The sequence below is a fragment of the Streptomyces sp. NPDC059875 genome, from assembly GCF_042731085.1.
In the GTDB taxonomy this organism is placed as follows: domain Bacteria; phylum Actinomycetota; class Actinomycetes; order Streptomycetales; family Streptomycetaceae; genus Streptomyces.
In genome coordinates, this window is sequence record NZ_JBHWJZ010000038.1 from 1 (window position 1) to 15,633 (window position 15,633).

The following is a 15,633-nucleotide window of genomic DNA, read 5'->3' on the forward strand; positions in this document are numbered from 1 at the left end:
GTACCGAAGTACGCGCGCCGGGGGCCGTCCCCGCGGACGCGGAGCGAACTACTTGTCGCCGCCGCCCTTGCCGCCCTTGTCCTTGTCCCCGCCGGGGCCCATGGACTCGTAGATCTCCTTGCACATCGGGCAGACCGGGTACTTCTTGGGGTCGCGCCCCGGTACCCAGACCTTGCCGCAGAGTGCCACCACGGGAGTGCCGTCGAGGGCGCTCGCCATGATCTTGTCCTTCTGGACGTAATGGGCGTAGCGCTCGTGGTCGCCGTCACCGTGGGACACCTGCGGCGTCGGCTCGACGAGGGTTCCCGTACCTGCCCCGCGCTCGGGCTCGAGAGTGCTCATGGGAACCAAGGGTACTGAAGACCGGACGGGTCAGTTGAGCGAAGGGTCGTCCGGGTACGTCGCCACCATCGCGAGGTCGCTCCGCTGGCGTCGCAGGACCTCCCGCCACAGGGTTTCCGGGCGCGGCGAGGACACGTCGCCCGGTTCGGACTCGACCACGTACCAGGCGCCCTCGCCGAGCTCCGTCTCCAGTTGGCCCGGTCCCCAGCCCGCGTAGCCTGCGAAGATCCGCAGCGAGCCCAGCGCGGGGCCGAGCAGCTCCGGCGGGGTCTCCAGGTCGACCAGGCCGATCGCGCCGTACACCCGTCGCCAACCCAGCGGGCCCTCGTCGCCGGGGATCACCGCGACGCCGAGGGCCGCGTCCAGGGAGACCGGGCCGCCCTGGAAGACCACGCCCGGCTCGCCGGCGAGGTCGGCCCAGGGCGCGAGGATGTCACCGACCGTGACGGGGGTCGGCCGGTTGAGGACCACGCCGAGCGAGCCCTCGTCGTCGTGGTCGAGGAGCAGGACCACCGCGCGGTCGAAATTGGGGTCGGCCAGGGCGGGGGTGGCGACGAGCAGCCGTCCTGTGAGCGAGGACACCTCGGTCATGCGACACATGATCCCGCATCTTCGCCGATTACGGGGGTCGTCCGACGCAGTGGACGCACACGGGACGCCGACGCAGTTCAGGGCGGATACGAGCGGCGCACCCGGACACAAACGGACGGTGACGCTCCGCAAGATCGGATGAACAGAGGGTGTTGTGCCGAATTCATTACATCTGACAGGGCCCCCAGGGCTTCCAAGTGGGGTGCTCCAGCCCCTTACCCTTTTCCCTGGCCCCCTGCCCGACCTCTCCGGAACGCGAGATTCATGACCGGCACAGACGATGTACTGCTTGTCCACGGCGGAACCCCGCTGGAGGGCGAGATCCGTGTCCGCGGCGCGAAGAACCTCGTGCCCAAGGCGATGGTCGCCGCCCTCCTCGGCAGCGGGCCGAGCCGACTGCGCAACGTGCCCGACATCCGTGACGTCCGCGTGGTCCGCGGGCTGCTGCAGCTGCACGGTGTGACGGTCCGCCCCGGCGAGGAGCCGGGCGAGCTGGTCCTCGACCCGACGCACGTCGAGTCCGCCAACGTGGCTGACATCGATGCCCACGCCGGTTCGTCGCGCATCCCGATCCTCTTCTGCGGCCCGCTGCTGCACCGCCTCGGCCACGCGTTCATCCCTGGCCTGGGCGGCTGCGACATCGGCGGCCGGCCGATCGACTTCCACTTCGACGTGCTGCGCCAGTTCGGCGCGACGATCGAGAAGCGGGCGGACGGCCAGTACCTGGAGGCCCCGCAGCGCCTGCGCGGCACCAAGATCCGTCTGCCGTACCCCTCGGTCGGCTCGACCGAGCAGGTGCTGCTCACGGCCGTGCTGGCGGAGGGCGTCACCGAGCTCTCCAACGCCGCCGTGGAGCCGGAGATCGAGGACCTGATCTGCGTGCTGCAGAAAATGGGCGCGATCATCTCCATGGACACCGACCGCACCATCCGCATCACCGGTGTCGACAAGCTCGACGGTTACACGCACCGCGCGCTCCCGGACCGCCTGGAGGCCGCCTCCTGGGCGTCGGCGGCGCTGGCGACCGAGGGCAACATCTACGTCCGCGGCGCCCAGCAGCGCTCGATGATGACCTTCCTGAACACGTACCGGAAGGTGGGTGGCGCCTTCGAGATCGACGACGAGGGCATCCGCTTCTGGCACCCGGGCGGCTCGCTCAACGCGATCGCCCTGGAGACGGACGTGCACCCCGGTTTCCAGACCGACTGGCAGCAGCCGCTGGTGGTGGCGCTGACGCAGGCGGCGGGCCTCTCCATCGTCCACGAGACGGTGTACGAGTCGCGGCTCGGCTTCACCTCCGCGCTGAACCAGATGGGTGCCCACATCCAGCTGTACGGCGAGTGCCTGGGCGGCTCGGACTGCCGCTTCGGCCAGCGGAACTTCCTCCACTCGGCGGTCGTGTCCGGCCCGACGAAGCTCCAGGGCGCCGACCTGGTCATCCCGGACCTCCGGGGCGGCTTCTCGTACCTGATCGCGGCGCTGGCGGCGCAGGGGACCTCCCGCGTCCACGGCATCGACCTGATCAACCGCGGCTACGAGAACTTCATGGAGAAGCTCGTGGAGCTCGGCGCGAAGGTCGAGCTCCCGGGCAGCGCGCTCGTATAGCGCCCGTACACGGCAGCGCGCTCGTGTGACGCGGCACGCCACGATCTCCTGACGCCCCGGCGCCCTCGTGCCGGGGGTCCGGGGGTCATCCCCCGGGCAGGGCACAGCGCGCCCGCACACGGGCAAACAGAAGGGCGGCCACCCCCTGACAGGGTGGCCGCCCTTTCGTCGCTTCAGGCCCGTTTCCAGGCCCTCGGCGCCTTACTTGCCCTTGGCGGCTTCCTTGAGCTTCGAGCCCGCGGAGACCTTCACGCTGTAGCCGGCCGGGATGTTGATCGGGTCGCCGGTCTGCGGGTTACGAGCGGTGCGAGCGGCACGGTGGGTGCGCTCGAAGGTCAGGAAGCCGGGGATGGTGACCTTCTCGTCGCCCTTGGCGACGACCTCGCCGACGGTCTCGGCGAGAGCGGCCAGCACGGCGTCGGCGTCCTTGCGGGTCACCTCGGCGCGGTCGGCCAGGGCGGCCACCAGCTCACTGCGGTTCATGTTGTTACTCCCGTGTTCTTCTTGCCTGTGAGGCGTGAGATCGATGCCGATGCTGCCAGGGCCCTCGGACAGTCCCCGGACCCGGGTCTGCTGACAGACCCTCGCGCCCGAATAGGCATCCTGCCCCCACCAGCGGCGGGAACGCCAATCCGGCACCCTCTGGGGTCACACGAAAAGCGCCACGGCCTCTGGCATGGTGACGTTCCGTCGACTCCGCGGAAACTCTTTGGAGCCGAAGGGCCACCCTAAAGGCGGGTTTGTGGGACGGCGACCCGCGACGCGCCGTTTGCGCGGCGGACGTGGGGCCGGTCACAGCCCCACGCCGCCCCTCCAGGGCCCCGTCAGAGCCCGTTCGTCCCGTTGTCGGCGCCCGCGCCCGCCGCCTTCGCGGCGGTGCGGACGGCGCCCGCCACCGCGCCCGCGACCTTGTCGTTGAAGACCGACGGGATGATGTAGTTCGGGTTCAGCTCGTCCTCGGTGACGACGTCGGCGAGGGCCGAGGCGGCCGCCAGCATCATCTCCGTGTTGACCGTGCGGGACTGAGCGTCCAGCAGGCCGCGGAAGACGCCAGGGAAGACCAGCACGTTGTTGATCTGGTTGGGGAAGTCCGAGCGGCCGGTGGCCACAACGGCCGCCGTCTGGCGGGCGATTGCCGGGTCGACCTCGGGGTCCGGGTTCGCGAGCGCGAACACGATGGAGTCCTTCGCCATCGCGGCGACGTCGTCCGCGCCGAGCAGGTTCGGGGCCGAGACGCCGATGAAGACGTCCGCGCCGACGACGGCCTGCTTGAGGGTGCCGGTGACGCCCTCGGGGTTGGTGTTGTCGGCGATCCAGCGCAGCGGCGAGTCCTTCTCTGCCTCGACGAGGTCCTCGCGACCGGCGTGCACGACACCGTGGATGTCGGCGACGACGGCGTGCTTGACGCCCGCCGCGATGAGCAGCTTGAGGATGGCCGTACCGGCCGCGCCGGCGCCGGACATGACGACCCGTACGTCGCCGATCCCCTTGCCCACCACGCGCAGGGCGTTGGTGAGGGCGGCGAGCACCACGATCGCGGTGCCGTGCTGGTCGTCGTGGAAGACGGGGATGTCGAGGGCCTCGCGCAGGCGCGCCTCGATCTCGAAGCAGCGGGGGGCGGAGATGTCCTCGAGGTTGATGCCCGCGAAGCCGGGGGCGATCGCCTTGACGATCTCGACGATGGCGTCGGTGTCCTGGGTGTCCAGGCAGATCGGCCAGGCGTCGATGCCCGCGAAGCGCTTGAAGAGGGCCGCCTTGCCCTCCATGACGGGCAGGGCGGCCTTGGGGCCGATGTTGCCGAGGCCGAGGACGGCGGAGCCGTCCGTCACGACTGCGACGGAGTTGCGCTTGATGGTGAGGCGGCGGGCGTCCTCGGGGTTCTCGGCGATCGCCATGCACACCCGGGCCACGCCCGGGGTGTAGATCATGGAGAGGTCGTCGCGGTTGCGGATGGGGTGCTTGGACGCCATCTCGATCTTGCCGCCGAGGTGCATCAGGAACGTACGGTCGGAGACCTTGCCGAGGACGACGCCCTCGATGGTGCGCAGCTGCTCGACGATCTCGTCGGCGTGCGCGGTCGAGGTCGCGGCGATGGTGACGTCGATCCGCAGCTTCTCGTGGCCGGAGGCGGTCACGTCGAGGCCGGTGACGGAACCGCCGTGGGACTCCACCGCCGTGGTGAGCTGGGAGACCGCGGTTCCGCTGGCGGGAACCTCCAGCCTGACCGTCATCGAGTACGAGACGCTGGGCGCCGTTGCCATGGCCGAGTTCCTCTGCTTTCCCTGAGCTTCGTTGCTACGCCGCCCCGGCTGGTTGCCCGGCGGCGCCCTCCGATCGTCGCACCTACCTGCCGGTAGCAGGTAATGCGGTCATTTTGTTTTCGGAAAGTAGTTTCCACCATACGAGAACCCATGGGGAAACAGAAGAGGTCCGCGATCACCCGTGGGTGACGCGGACCTCTTCTGTATGTACGTACAAGATGGCACCGACCCGCCATGCTCGCCTCGCGGCAAGTGGTCCCTCTAAGGGACGAAGGTTGGGCCCGGGGGCTTGGATCGAGCCGGTGCCATAGACAGGCTAACAAACCACCCTGGTAAGTGATTCCTGCGACGCAGGTTGACCGGAAATCAGTCCCTGAGCAGGTCGGGGACCCCCGCCTCGTCCGGTACGTCACGGGCGCCCGAGACCACCGTCAGCTGCTGGGTGGCGCGGGTCAGCGCCACGTACAGCACCCGCAGTCCGGCCGGGGACTCGTCCGCGATCTCCGCGGGCGAGACCACCACCGTGGCGTCGTACTCCAGGCCCTTGGCCTCCAGGGAGCCCAGCGCCACCACCCGGTCGCCGAGTTCGGCCAGCCAGCGGGCGGCTTGCTCGCGCCGGTTCATGGCGACCACGACACCGACGGTGCCGTCCACCCGTTCGAGGAGACGGCGCGCCTCCGCCCGTACGGTTTCGGCCAGATCGGCCTTCTCCGCCACCGCCACGAAACGCGGCTCCACACCGGTGGACCGGACCGCGCGCGGCGACGTGCTGCCCGGCATGGCGAGGGCGAGCACCTTGGCGGCCAGCTCGGCGATCTCGGCGGGGTTGCGGTAGTTCACGGTCAGCTCGAAGCGCCGCCGGGGGCGGCTGCCGAGCGCCTCGTCGCGGGCCTCGGCGGCCTCGTCCGGTGACGACCAGGACGACTGCGCCGGGTCGCCCACGACCGTCCAGGTCGCGTGCCGGCCGCGCCGCCCGACCATCCGCCACTGCATCGGGGTGAGGTCCTGCGCCTCGTCGACGATGACGTGGGCGTACTCGACGCGCTCGGCGGCGAGCCGTTCCGCCCGCTCCCGCTGTGTCTCCTCCCGTACGGGCATCAGCTCCTCCAGCCCCGTCAGCTGGTCCAGCGGGTCGTACTCCCGCTTCTTGCGGGGCCTGGCCGGGGCGCCGAGGAGGGTGTGGAGCTCGTCGAGGAGCGCCACGTCGTGCACCGAGAGCGCGTCACGGCGCAGGGAGCGGGCGACGCGGCGGACCTCGCCCGGGTTGAGGATGCGCCGGGCCCAGCGGCCGAGGCGCTTCTCGTCGGCCATCGCGTCGAGGACCTGGCGGGGCGTGAGCTCGGGCCACCAGGCGTCGAGGAAGAAGAGGAAGGAGTCCTCGGTGGAGACGTCCTCGTCGAAGGAGGAGCGCAGCTCGGCGGCGAGCTCGGGGTCGCTGTGCCGCCCGGCGGCGCCGGACTTGGCGTACAGCGCGTCGAGCAGCAGCCGGCGGGCGCGCGGGCGCAGCAGGTTGACGGGCGCGGAGCCGCCGAGCACGTTGTGCCGGATGCGCTGGAGCTCGTCGGCCTCCAGCTCCAGGCGGCGGCCGAAGGCGACGACCCGCAGGCGCGTGGGGGTGCCGGCGGGGGCCGGGGCGGCCCCTTCGTCGCCCAGGTCCTCTCCGAAGGAGAGCTGGTCACCGGGCGCGGACCTCGGCGCCGGCGTCTCCAGGGCTCCGCGGGCCGCCTTGCGCAGCACGGCGAGCATGCGGGAGGAGCCCTTGACGCGGGCCACGGCCGGCTCGTCGTACGTGGTGGCCTCCATTCCGTCCACGAGCGATCCGAGGGCGCGGATGGCGACCTGGCCCTCCTCGCCGAGCGAGGGCAGGACGCCCTCGGTGTAGGAGACGAGCAGCGGGGTCGGGGAGACGATCAGGATGCCGCCCGCGTACCGCCGCCGGTCCTGGTAGAGCAGATAGGCGGCCCGGTGCAGGGCGACCGCCGTCTTTCCGGTGCCCGGGCCGCCCTCGACGTACGTGACGGAGGCGGCGGGCGCGCGGATGACCAGGTCCTGCTCGGCCTGGATGGAGGAGACGATGTCACGCATGGTGTGGCTGCGGGCCTGGCCGAGCGCGGCCATCAGGGCGCCGTCGCCGATCACCGGCAGCTCGCGCCCGTCGAGGGTCGCCTTCAGCTCGGGACGCATCAGGTCGTCCTCGACGCCGAGGACCTTGCGGCCCTTGGAACGGATGACCCGACGGCGCACCACGCGGCCGGGGTCGACCGGCGTGGAGCGGTAGAAGGGCGCGGCGGCGGGTGCGCGCCAGTCGATGACGAGCGGCGCGTAGTCGGAGTCGAGGACGCCGATCCGGCCGATGTGGAGGGTCTCGCCGATGTCGGCCGTGTTGTCCGGCCGTACGGCGTCCTCGGCGGGCTCGACGGAGGTGTACGCGCCGTCGGGGCCCTTCTTGCCGTCCTTGCCGTAGAGCAGGTCGATCCGGCCGAAGAGGAAGTCCTCGAACTCGTTGTTGAGCCGGTTGAGGTGCACGCCGGCCCGGAAGACCTGCGCGTCGCGCTCGGCGAGCGCGCCGGGCGTGCCGACCTGGCCGCGCTTGGCGGCGTCGTTCATCAGGAACTCCGCCTCGCGGATCTTCTCCTCGAGGCGGCGGTAGACCTGATCCAGATGTTCCTGCTCGACACCGATCTCACGGTCCCGGACCGTGTCCACGGTGTCCACGGCTTCCTGCGCGGCCACTAAGGCCCCCTTCTGACGTGCACTGGGCAGCCGTCGAGCGTACGCCACAGGGGGCCGAAATGTCAGGCCTCGACCTCCACGAGGCGTTCGCCGTCGAAGGTCCGGACCTCGAAGTGGTCGATGTCGTTGCGCTCCATGGCCGCTCCGCCGTGCACGTACAGCGGGTTCTTGGCGCTCTCCTGCGTGGCGCCGGGGATGCCGTACCCCCACTTCGGCACGGCCCAGGAGGTGACGACCTCCTCCTCGCCGCTCTTGGAGACGGCGACGAGCCGGCACTTGAGGGGGCCCTTGACGTTCTTGAGTTCGAGGACGGTGTGGGTGCCCCAGCCCTTCTTCTCCATGCCGACGGTGGCGCTGATCTTGGTCGTCGGGTCGGTGGCCTGGATCTTCTCCTCCATGTGGTGGAAGAAGGCGTCCTCGGCGGGGCTGGTGGGGTGGGGTTCGATCGCCCGGTTCTCCTTGCCTCCCTCGGAGGTGGCGACGACGGCGACGGCGGGGCCGCCGATGACGAGGACGGCGGCGGCCGCGACGAGGTAGAAGGAGCGGCGGCGGGAGCGGGCCCGCTTGGCGCCCACCTCGTCGATGAGCCGGTCGAGGAGCTGCGGCCCGGGGGCGGAGTCGAGGGTGACGGGTGCGACGGGGACGCGGCGCGGACCGGGCGGGGCCGGCGGCCGGGGCGCGAAGGCGTCGAAGGCCTCGTCGGCGTACGGATCGGCCGCGGGACCCGTGGGCCCGGCCGGGGCCGCGTCGGCGTCCGCCAGCATGGCCAGCATCGGCTCCATGCCGGCGAATTCCTCCACGTGCGCGGCGCAGAGGTCGCAGTCCACCAGGTGCGCCTCGAAGGCGGCGGCGTCGACGTCGTCCAGGATGCCGAGTACGTACGCACCCGCGGCGTCGTGCGGCGGTGTCATACCGCTGCTCATGCCGATACCCCCCTCTCCTCCAGCGCGAGCTTCATCGAACGCAGTGCGTAGAACACCCGGGAACGCACGGTCCCGGCGGGTATGCCGAGGGTCTCGGCCGCCTCGTTGACCGTACGCCCCTTGAAGTAGGTCTCGACCAACACTTCCCGGTGGGCGGGGGTCAAATCGTCGAGCGCGTCAGAGAGCGTCATCAGCCACAGCGCCTTGTCGATCTCGTCCTCCGCGGGCAGGACCTCGAGCGGTGACGGATCGACCTCCTGAGGCCGGGCCTGCCGGCTGCGGTGGCCGTCGATGACGATGCGCCGGGCAACCGTCACGAGCCAAGGTCTGACTGAGCCGGTAGCCCGGTTGAGCTGGCCGGCGTTCTTCCAGGCACGGATGAGCGTCTCCTGTACGACGTCCTCGGCACGCTGGCGGTCGCCGGCGACGAGGCGGAGTACATAGGCGAGCAGGGGCCCGGCATGTTCGCGGTAGAGAGCACGCATCAACTCCTCGTCAGGGACGTCGGGTCGGAAGCGTGACACCTCGCTGCGATGCCGGGCCCGATGCGGACGGTCATCGGCCACGGCCGCATCCTTGCGCACCTGAACCTCCCGGTCGAGACCCTGTTGTCGTGGAGAGGTACGGAGCCGGTGCGGGTTCGACTCAACGGTGTTCGAAGATTTTTTACACGGCCACGATTCCGCGCCGTGCTGCCCGATGGCGGGCAACTCGCTCGCGGTTTCCGCAGGTCTCGCTGGAGCACCAGCGCCGGCGGTGTCCTCGCGAGGTGTCGAGGTAGCAGCGGCGGCAGTTGTCGCCCTCGCACCGCCGGAGCAGGGCGCGGGCGGCCGGGTCGGTGAGGAGGTCGACCGCGTCCCGGGCGACGGCGGCGAGCAGCGCGCGGCAGTCGGGTTCGTCGCTCAGGGCCCGGACGAGCCCGCTGGTCTCCGTGCGTACGGCGCGGGGCGCGGGTGGTGCGGAGGCGGCGGCGAGCTCGTTGAGCCGTTCCAGGGCGAGGTCGGCGCGCCTGCCGTCGAGCTGAGCGCTCACCAGTTCGCCGACGCAGTCGCGCAGTTCGCGGAAGCGGGCGACCCAGTGGGCGTCGAGCGCGCCCAACGGGGTGGCGGCCGGGACGAGTCCGGTGGTGTGCAGGAAGGCGTCGAGCGCTTCGGCGCGGTCGAGCTGTTGGGCGGCCAGGTCCAGGCAGATCCGCCCGGAGTCGAACCGTACGGTCATGACCCTGTCACCACCTTGGAGAGGTCCGGCGTCCCGACCAGACTGGCAAGGCGGGGCGGCTCCGGCTAGACCCCCGGCGGCGGGTCGTCGTGGAGGATCCGCCGGAAGAGGTGGTGATCGCGCCACCGTGGACGCCCGCGTATGGATCCTGGACGCGGATCCATGGATCCGCGCTCCCCCGGCCGCTTGACTGTGGTCATGACAGACAACAGGGGCGGGACGGCGGCCGGGACGGTACTGGCCGCGGCGACGGTGGCGACGGGACTGATCGCGGGGGTGTGGTTCGCGTACGTGTGCTCGGTGATGCCGGCGCTGGGGCGCAGCGACGACCGGGTCTTCGTCGAGGTGATGCGGAACATCAACGACGTGATCCAGAACCCGGTCTTCTTCACGCCGTTCTTCGGGGCGCTGATCCTCACGGCGATCGCCGCGTGGCAGTTGCGGGGCACGGCGGCGAAGATCTGGGTCCTCGCGGCGCTGGTCCTGTACGCGGCCGTCTTCGTGGTCACCGCGGCGGTGAACGTCCCGCTCAACGACGCCCTCGCGGCGGCCACGGACCCGGTGCGGGCCCGCGCGGACTTCGAGACCCCGTGGGTCGCCTGGAACCTCGTCCGCGCGGTCCTGACGACCGTGGGCTTCGCCTGCCTGCTGCGGGCCCTGTCGGTGCGCCGGGGGCGGTGACGGGCGGGGGCGGTGACGGGCGGGGGCGGTGACGGCGGGCGGGGGGCGGTGGCAGCGGGCCGGCGCAGCCGCCCGTCCCGCCTCGCTCCCTCGCCTACTCGTCCGCGTACTTCGTGTCCGCCACCGGATCGAGCGCCAGCCGGTACCCCCGCTTGACCACCGTCTGGATCAGCTTCGGCGTGCCGAGGGCCGTGCGCAGCCGGGCCATCGCCGTCTCCACGGCGTGCTCGTCGCGGCCCGCGCCCGGCAGGGCGCGCAGCAGTTCGGCGCGGGAGACGACCCAGCCGGGTCGCCGGGCCAGGGTGTCGAGCAGAGCCATCCCGGCCGGCGGCACCGGGCGCAGACAGCCGTCGACGAGGACCGCGTGCCCCCGGATCTCGATCCGGTGGCCCGCCACCGGGAGCGTACGGGCCCGGGAGGGCAGTTCCTGGCAGAGCAGCTGCACCAGCGGCCCGAGCCGGAAGCGCTCGGGCTGGAGCGTGTCGATGCCGTGCGCCTGGAGCGGCAGCGCCGTCACCGGCCCCACGCACACGGCGAGCACTCCGTGCCGCAGCGCCGCGAGGAGTTCCGGCAGGACGCCCCGGTCCACGGCCCGGGTCAGCAGGGACGCGGCAGCCGGTGCGCTGGTGAACGTCACCGCGTCCAGCGTGCCGGACAGGACCCCGTCGAGCAGCCGGTCCAGCGGGCCGATGTCCTCCGGCGGCATCCACCGGTAGACCGGTACGCCGACGACCTCCGCGCCGCCCGCCGTCAGTGCCTCGACGAACCCCGGGAGCGGCTCCCCGTGCAGCTGGAGCGCGATGCGCCGCCCGCTCACCCCCTCCGTGAGCAGCCGGTCGAGCACCTCGGCCATGGACTCGGACGACGGCGACCACGACTCGGTGAGCCCCGCCGCCCGTACCGCTCCCTTGACCTTGGGCCCGCGGGCGAGGAGTTCCACGCCCCGCAGGCAGTCGAGGAGCTCCTCGCCGTAGCCCCAGCCGTCCGCCGCCTCGACCCAGCCCCGGAAGCCGATCGCCGTGGTGGCGACGACGACGTCCGGGGCATGGTCGATGAGTTCCTTGGTGGCGGCGAGCAGTTCCGTGTCGTCCGCGAGCGGCACGATCCGCAGCGCCGGGCCGTGGACGACGGCCGCGCCCCGGCGGCGCAGGAGCGCGCCCAGCTCGTCGGCGCGGCGTGCCGCCGTGACTCCGACGGTGAACCCCGCGAGGGGACCCTGCTCTTGCTCGTACATGACGACCGAGCCTGACGGGGATGCGTGACAGACTCGGTTCGCCGGTATTTCCTGGCCGTTACGGACCACTCCCGATCACACCTCGGCGTAACCGGGCTGCGGCGTCTTGTCGCCCGAGGCAGCTGCCGCGCCTTCTGCGGTGTCCGGTACGGCGGCCGGGCGCCGAAGGTATACCGCCCAGGTCACGACCATGCAGGCCGCGTAGAAGGCCAGGAAGGCGACGAAGGCCGCGGTGCCGGTGCCGGCCGCCTGGAAGGACTGCCGGAAGGCGAGGTTGATGCCGAGCCCGCCGAGCGCGCCCACCGCGCCGATCAGTCCCATGGAGGCCCCGGAGAGCCTGCGGCCGTACGACTCCGCCGCCTCGCCGGACAGCCCCTTGCGGTGGCCCTGCGCGAGGAAGATCGCGGGGATCATCTTGTACGTGGAGCCGTTGCCGAGGCCGCTGAGGACGAAGAGCACGATGAAGCCGACGAGGAAGACGGCGAGCGACTCGACGACCGAGGCGTAGATCACGACGGCGGTCGCGACGGCCATCCCGGCGAAGTTCCACAGGGTGATGCGGGCGCCGCCGTACTTGTCGGCGAGCGAGCCGCCGACGGGCCGGATCAGCGAGCCGAGCAGCGGGCCGATGAAGGTGAGCGAGGCGGCCTGGAGCGGGGTGCGCCCGAACTGGGTCTGCAGGACGAGCCCGAAGGCGAAGCTGTAGCCGATGAAGGAACCGAAGGTGCCGATGTAGAGGAAGGCCATGATCCAGGTGTGCCTGGCCGCCACGGCTTCCTTGACCGCCCCGGTGTCGTTCTTCACCGGGACCAGGTTGTCCATGAAGAGCGCGGAGCACAGGGCGGCGATCACGATGAGCGGGAGGTAGACGCCGAGGACGATCCGCGGGTGCATGGCGCCGGCGGTGCCGATGACCAGCAGGCCGACGAGCTGGACGACGGGGACGCCGATGTTGCCGCCGCCCGCGTTGAGGCCGAGCGCCCAGCCCTTCTTCCGCAGCGGGAAGAAGGCGTTGATGTTGGTCATGGAGGAGGCGAAGTTGCCGCCGCCGACGCCGGTGAGCGCGGCGACCAGCAGGAAGGTGCCGTACGAGGTGCCCGGCTCCATCACCGCGTAGGCGACGCCGGTCGGCAGGAGCAGCAGCAGCGCGCTGACGATCGTCCAGTTCCGGCCGCCGAAGCGGGCGACGGCGAAGGTGTACGGGATCCGGATGAGCGCGCCGACGAAGGTGGCGGTCGCTATGAGGAAGAACTTCCCCGCCGGGTCGATGCCGTACTGCGGTCCCATGAACAGGACCATGACCGACCACAGGCTCCAGATGGAGAAGCCGATGTGCTCGGAGAGGACGGAGAAGACGAGATTGCGCCGGGCGATCCGCTCTCCTTGCTCACGCCAGAAGGTCTCGTCCTCCGGTTCCCACCGTTCGATCCATCGGCCGCCCATCACGTACCTCCAGGTGTCGGGTCCCGAGCGTCCAGATGCTCTGGACCTCTGGGAGGAGAGACTAGGGAGGCCGCGTTTCGGACCGGTGGCGGGAAGTGACACGGACGGAACCTTGCTCTCACCCGGCGCGCGGGACCGGTGTGAGCGCCGGGGCGCGGAAGCCGGGCTCGACCGACCCCGGGTTCAGCCCACCGGGACCCCCGGCTCCCCCTCCGGGAGCCAGGCTCCCTCGGGACGCTCCAGCCAGCCCTCGCGCTCGCCGATCTCCGTCGCCGCCGCGCGGAGCGCGTCCAGGCCGGGGTGGCGGAGCCCCTTGCGCCACACGAGGCTCACCGGGGAGATCGGCACGGGGTCGACGAGGGGCCGCAGCACGCTGCCGGGAATCGGCGGGAAGTCGACGACCGCGAGGGCCGGGGTGCGGAGCTTGGCCATGATCCGGCGGAACTCCTCCTTCCCCACCACCATCGGCGCCGGCGGTGCGACCGCGATGCCCCGCCCCTCGAAGAGCTGGGCAGCCAGGCCGGTCCACTCGAGGGTGCGGTCGTTGCCCGCGCCCGCGTAGACGCTCATCCCGGCGAGCGCGGCCAGCGGGACGGCGTCCAGATCCGCCAGCGGGTGGTCCTCGGGCAGCAGCACCGCCATCGGCTCGTACCGTACGAACTGCGAGGCGAGCCGCGCCCGCGTGGCCGGTTCCAGTCCCCCGTACCGCCCGAAGGAGACATCGAGCCGCCCGGCGAGGATCTGCGCCGCGGCCCCGGTGAGACCGCTCTCGTAGCGGGCCATCAGCTCCTGCTCCGGGGCGAGCTCGCGCGCCCGCTCCAGGACCCGGCCGTGCGCGAAGCCCGCGCCGTTGAGGTCGACGAGGAGAGGACGGGTGGCCGCGCGGAAGGCGTCGGCGAGGTCGTCGCAGGCGGCCAACACGCGTCGCGCGTACGGCAGGAGCCGTTCGCCGTCCGCCGTGAGGGATACCTGTCGGGTGGTCCGTACGAACAGCTCCGTACCCAACTCGCGCTCCAGACGCCGGATGTCGCGGCTGAGCGCCTGCTGGGCGAGGTAGAGGCGGGCGGCGGCGCGGGTGAAGTGCAGCTCGTCGGCGACGGCGGCGAAGGCCCGCAGGAGCCGTGGGTCGATGTCGTACGAAGTGGCCACCCCGCATTTAACAACACTGGCGCGTGAATGCCCACGGAGCAGGTGTTGGACCGCTCGCCGCCGCTCCCACGAGGCTTCTTCCATGCCGCAACACGACCTCGTGATGACCCCCGCGGGCCCGACGCTCGTCCCCCGCTACCGCGAACCACGCACCATCACCGCCCCCTCCAACCCCTACCTCCGTCTCTTCACCACCCCCGGCACCCGCGCCTTCACCCTCGGGAACCTCATCGCGCGCCTGCCGATGGGGATGTTCAGCGTCAGCGCGGTGATCATGATCGCGGGGTCGTACGACTCGTACGCCCTGGCGGGCGCGGTCACCGCCACCGGGCTCGCGGCCACGGCCCTCGTCGCGCCGTGGACGGCCCGGTTCGTCGACCGGTACGGACAGGCCCGGATCGCGGTCCCCGCGACCGCGGCGGCCGTGCTCGGCTCGCTCGCCCTGCTGCTGTGCGTGCACCACGAGGCACCTGCCTGGACCCTTTTCGTGGCGTACGCGGCGACGGCCACCACGCCCAACACCGGTGGCATGTCCCGGGCCCGCTGGGCCCACCTCCACCGGGGCGACCCGGCGGCCCTGCACACGGCCAACGCCTTCGAGCAGGCCGTCGACGAGCTCTGCTTCATGATCGGCCCGGTCCTGGCCGCCGTCCTCTGCTCGGCCCTGTTCCCGGAAGCCGGCACCCTGATCGGCGCGGTCCTGCTGCTCGGCGGCGTCCTGATCTTCGCGGCCCAGCGCTCCACCGAACCCCCGGTCGCGCCCCGCTCCGCCGCCGCGCCCGGCTCTCTGCTGCGCGCCCCCGGCATGGCGCCGCTGCTGGGGGTCTTCCTGGCCACGGGCGCGGTCTTCGGTGCGATGGAGGTGGTGACGCTCGCGCACGTGGACGGCCCGGCCGCCGGCCCCGTCCTCGCCCTCCAGGCGGCGGGCTCCTGCGCGGCCGGCCTGGTGTACGGCCGCACGGGACGCTCGGTCCGGCTGCGCAGCTGTCTCGCGGCGATGACCGTGCTGATGACGCTGCCGCTCCTCGGGGCCTCGACCGGCTCTCTGCTCGCCCTCGCGGGCGGCCTGCTCGTGGCGGGCATGGCGACCGCCCCGACGATGGTCACGGGCATGACCCTGGTCCAGCGCCTGACCCCGGCCGGCCGGCTCAACGAGGGCATGACGCTCGCGGTGACCGCCCTCCTCGGCGGCATCGCGGCCGGCGCGGCCACCGGCGGCTGGGCGGCCGAACACGGCCCGACGACGACGTACGCCTTCCTGGTCCCGGCGGCCGCGGCCGCCCTGGCCCTCACCCTGTGCGCGACGGCCCGGGTGGGCCGCCGCGCCGACACCGGGAGGACCGACCGAGACAGCCGACGAACATGACAAAGGCCCGGCGGTCGTCGTGACGACTGCCGGGCCTGTGCCCACATGGGATGAGGTGTCCGGGCGGGGCATGCCCCCCTCGGACTC

14 protein-coding genes are annotated in these 15,633 nt (G+C 71.7%); 3 read left to right on the forward strand and 11 right to left on the reverse strand.

Going from position 1 to position 15,633, the window contains the following annotated elements:
- Positions 1-48: 48 nt before the first annotated feature.
- Together ACFV9D_RS32745 and ACFV9D_RS32750 are read right to left on the reverse strand one after the other, a co-directional pair.
- Positions 49-342: a DUF3039 domain-containing protein gene (locus ACFV9D_RS32745; protein WP_385154417.1), complete on the reverse strand. Its 294-nt coding sequence runs from the start codon at positions 340-342 to the stop codon at positions 49-51.
- Positions 343-372: 30 nt separating this feature from the next.
- The gene (locus ACFV9D_RS32750) at positions 373-933 is read right to left on the reverse strand and encodes a YqgE/AlgH family protein (RefSeq protein WP_361862781.1); all 561 of its coding nucleotides are present in this window, start codon (positions 931-933) and stop codon (positions 373-375) included.
- 264 nt (positions 934-1,197) lie between these two features.
- Between ACFV9D_RS32750 and murA the strand changes: the two genes are divergently transcribed.
- A complete protein-coding gene (gene murA, locus ACFV9D_RS32755; protein ID WP_385154420.1) occupies positions 1,198-2,538 on the forward strand; it encodes a UDP-N-acetylglucosamine 1-carboxyvinyltransferase in 1,341 nt (446 codons plus the stop codon).
- Positions 2,539-2,739: 201 nt separating this feature from the next.
- Here the strand turns inward: murA and ACFV9D_RS32760 are convergent, their stop codons facing one another.
- The 6 genes from ACFV9D_RS32760 to ACFV9D_RS32785 form a co-directional block, all read right to left on the reverse strand.
- A complete protein-coding gene (locus tag ACFV9D_RS32760; protein WP_017237029.1) occupies positions 2,740-3,021 on the reverse strand; it encodes an HU family DNA-binding protein in 282 nt (93 codons plus the stop codon).
- 341 nt (positions 3,022-3,362) lie between these two features.
- On the reverse strand, positions 3,363-4,799 hold the full coding sequence (locus ACFV9D_RS32765) for an NAD-dependent malic enzyme (protein WP_385154423.1): 1,437 nt from the start codon (positions 4,797-4,799) through the stop codon (positions 3,363-3,365).
- Positions 4,800-5,165: 366 nt separating this feature from the next.
- Entirely contained in the window at positions 5,166-7,532 is a 2,367-nt protein-coding gene (locus ACFV9D_RS32770) for a HelD family protein (protein ID WP_385154426.1), read from the reverse strand.
- A gap of 62 nt (positions 7,533-7,594) precedes the next feature.
- Entirely contained in the window at positions 7,595-8,455 is an 861-nt protein-coding gene (locus tag ACFV9D_RS32775; protein WP_385154429.1) for an RNA polymerase subunit sigma, read from the reverse strand.
- A complete protein-coding gene (locus ACFV9D_RS32780; protein ID WP_385154432.1) occupies positions 8,452-9,039 on the reverse strand; it encodes a sigma-70 family RNA polymerase sigma factor in 588 nt (195 codons plus the stop codon). The genes ACFV9D_RS32775 and ACFV9D_RS32780 overlap by 4 nt, the downstream gene beginning before the upstream one ends.
- Before the next feature lie 82 nt (positions 9,040-9,121).
- Positions 9,122-9,673 carry a CGNR zinc finger domain-containing protein gene (locus ACFV9D_RS32785; protein WP_385154435.1) on the reverse strand — a complete coding sequence of 184 codons (552 nt, stop codon included), beginning with the start codon at positions 9,671-9,673 and terminating at the stop codon, positions 9,122-9,124.
- Between the two features lie 198 nt (positions 9,674-9,871).
- Between ACFV9D_RS32785 and ACFV9D_RS32790 the strand changes: the two genes are divergently transcribed.
- Complete coding sequence (locus tag ACFV9D_RS32790) at positions 9,872-10,354, forward strand: DUF1772 domain-containing protein (RefSeq protein ID WP_385154438.1); 483 nt, start codon at positions 9,872-9,874, stop codon at positions 10,352-10,354.
- Positions 10,355-10,448: 94 nt separating this feature from the next.
- Here the strand turns inward: ACFV9D_RS32790 and ACFV9D_RS32795 are convergent, their stop codons facing one another.
- The 3 genes from ACFV9D_RS32795 to ACFV9D_RS32805 all read right to left on the reverse strand — a co-directional run bounded on the left by ACFV9D_RS32795 (position 10,449) and on the right by ACFV9D_RS32805 (position 14,180).
- The gene (locus ACFV9D_RS32795; protein ID WP_385154441.1) at positions 10,449-11,588 is read right to left on the reverse strand and encodes a uroporphyrinogen-III synthase; all 1,140 of its coding nucleotides are present in this window, start codon (positions 11,586-11,588) and stop codon (positions 10,449-10,451) included.
- A 75-nt stretch (positions 11,589-11,663) separates the two neighbouring features.
- A complete protein-coding gene (locus tag ACFV9D_RS32800; protein ID WP_385154444.1) occupies positions 11,664-13,031 on the reverse strand; it encodes a nitrate/nitrite transporter in 1,368 nt (455 codons plus the stop codon).
- Positions 13,032-13,214: 183 nt separating this feature from the next.
- Positions 13,215-14,180 (reverse strand): LysR family transcriptional regulator, encoded by a 966-nt coding sequence (locus ACFV9D_RS32805; protein ID WP_385154447.1) that lies wholly within the window; start codon positions 14,178-14,180, stop codon positions 13,215-13,217.
- A 103-nt stretch (positions 14,181-14,283) separates the two neighbouring features.
- Here ACFV9D_RS32805 and ACFV9D_RS32810 point away from each other — a divergent pair, with 103 nt between their 5' ends.
- Positions 14,284-15,546 carry an MFS transporter gene (locus tag ACFV9D_RS32810; RefSeq protein ID WP_385154547.1) on the forward strand — a complete coding sequence of 421 codons (1,263 nt, stop codon included), beginning with the start codon at positions 14,284-14,286 and terminating at the stop codon, positions 15,544-15,546.
- Positions 15,547-15,633 lie beyond the last annotated feature (87 nt).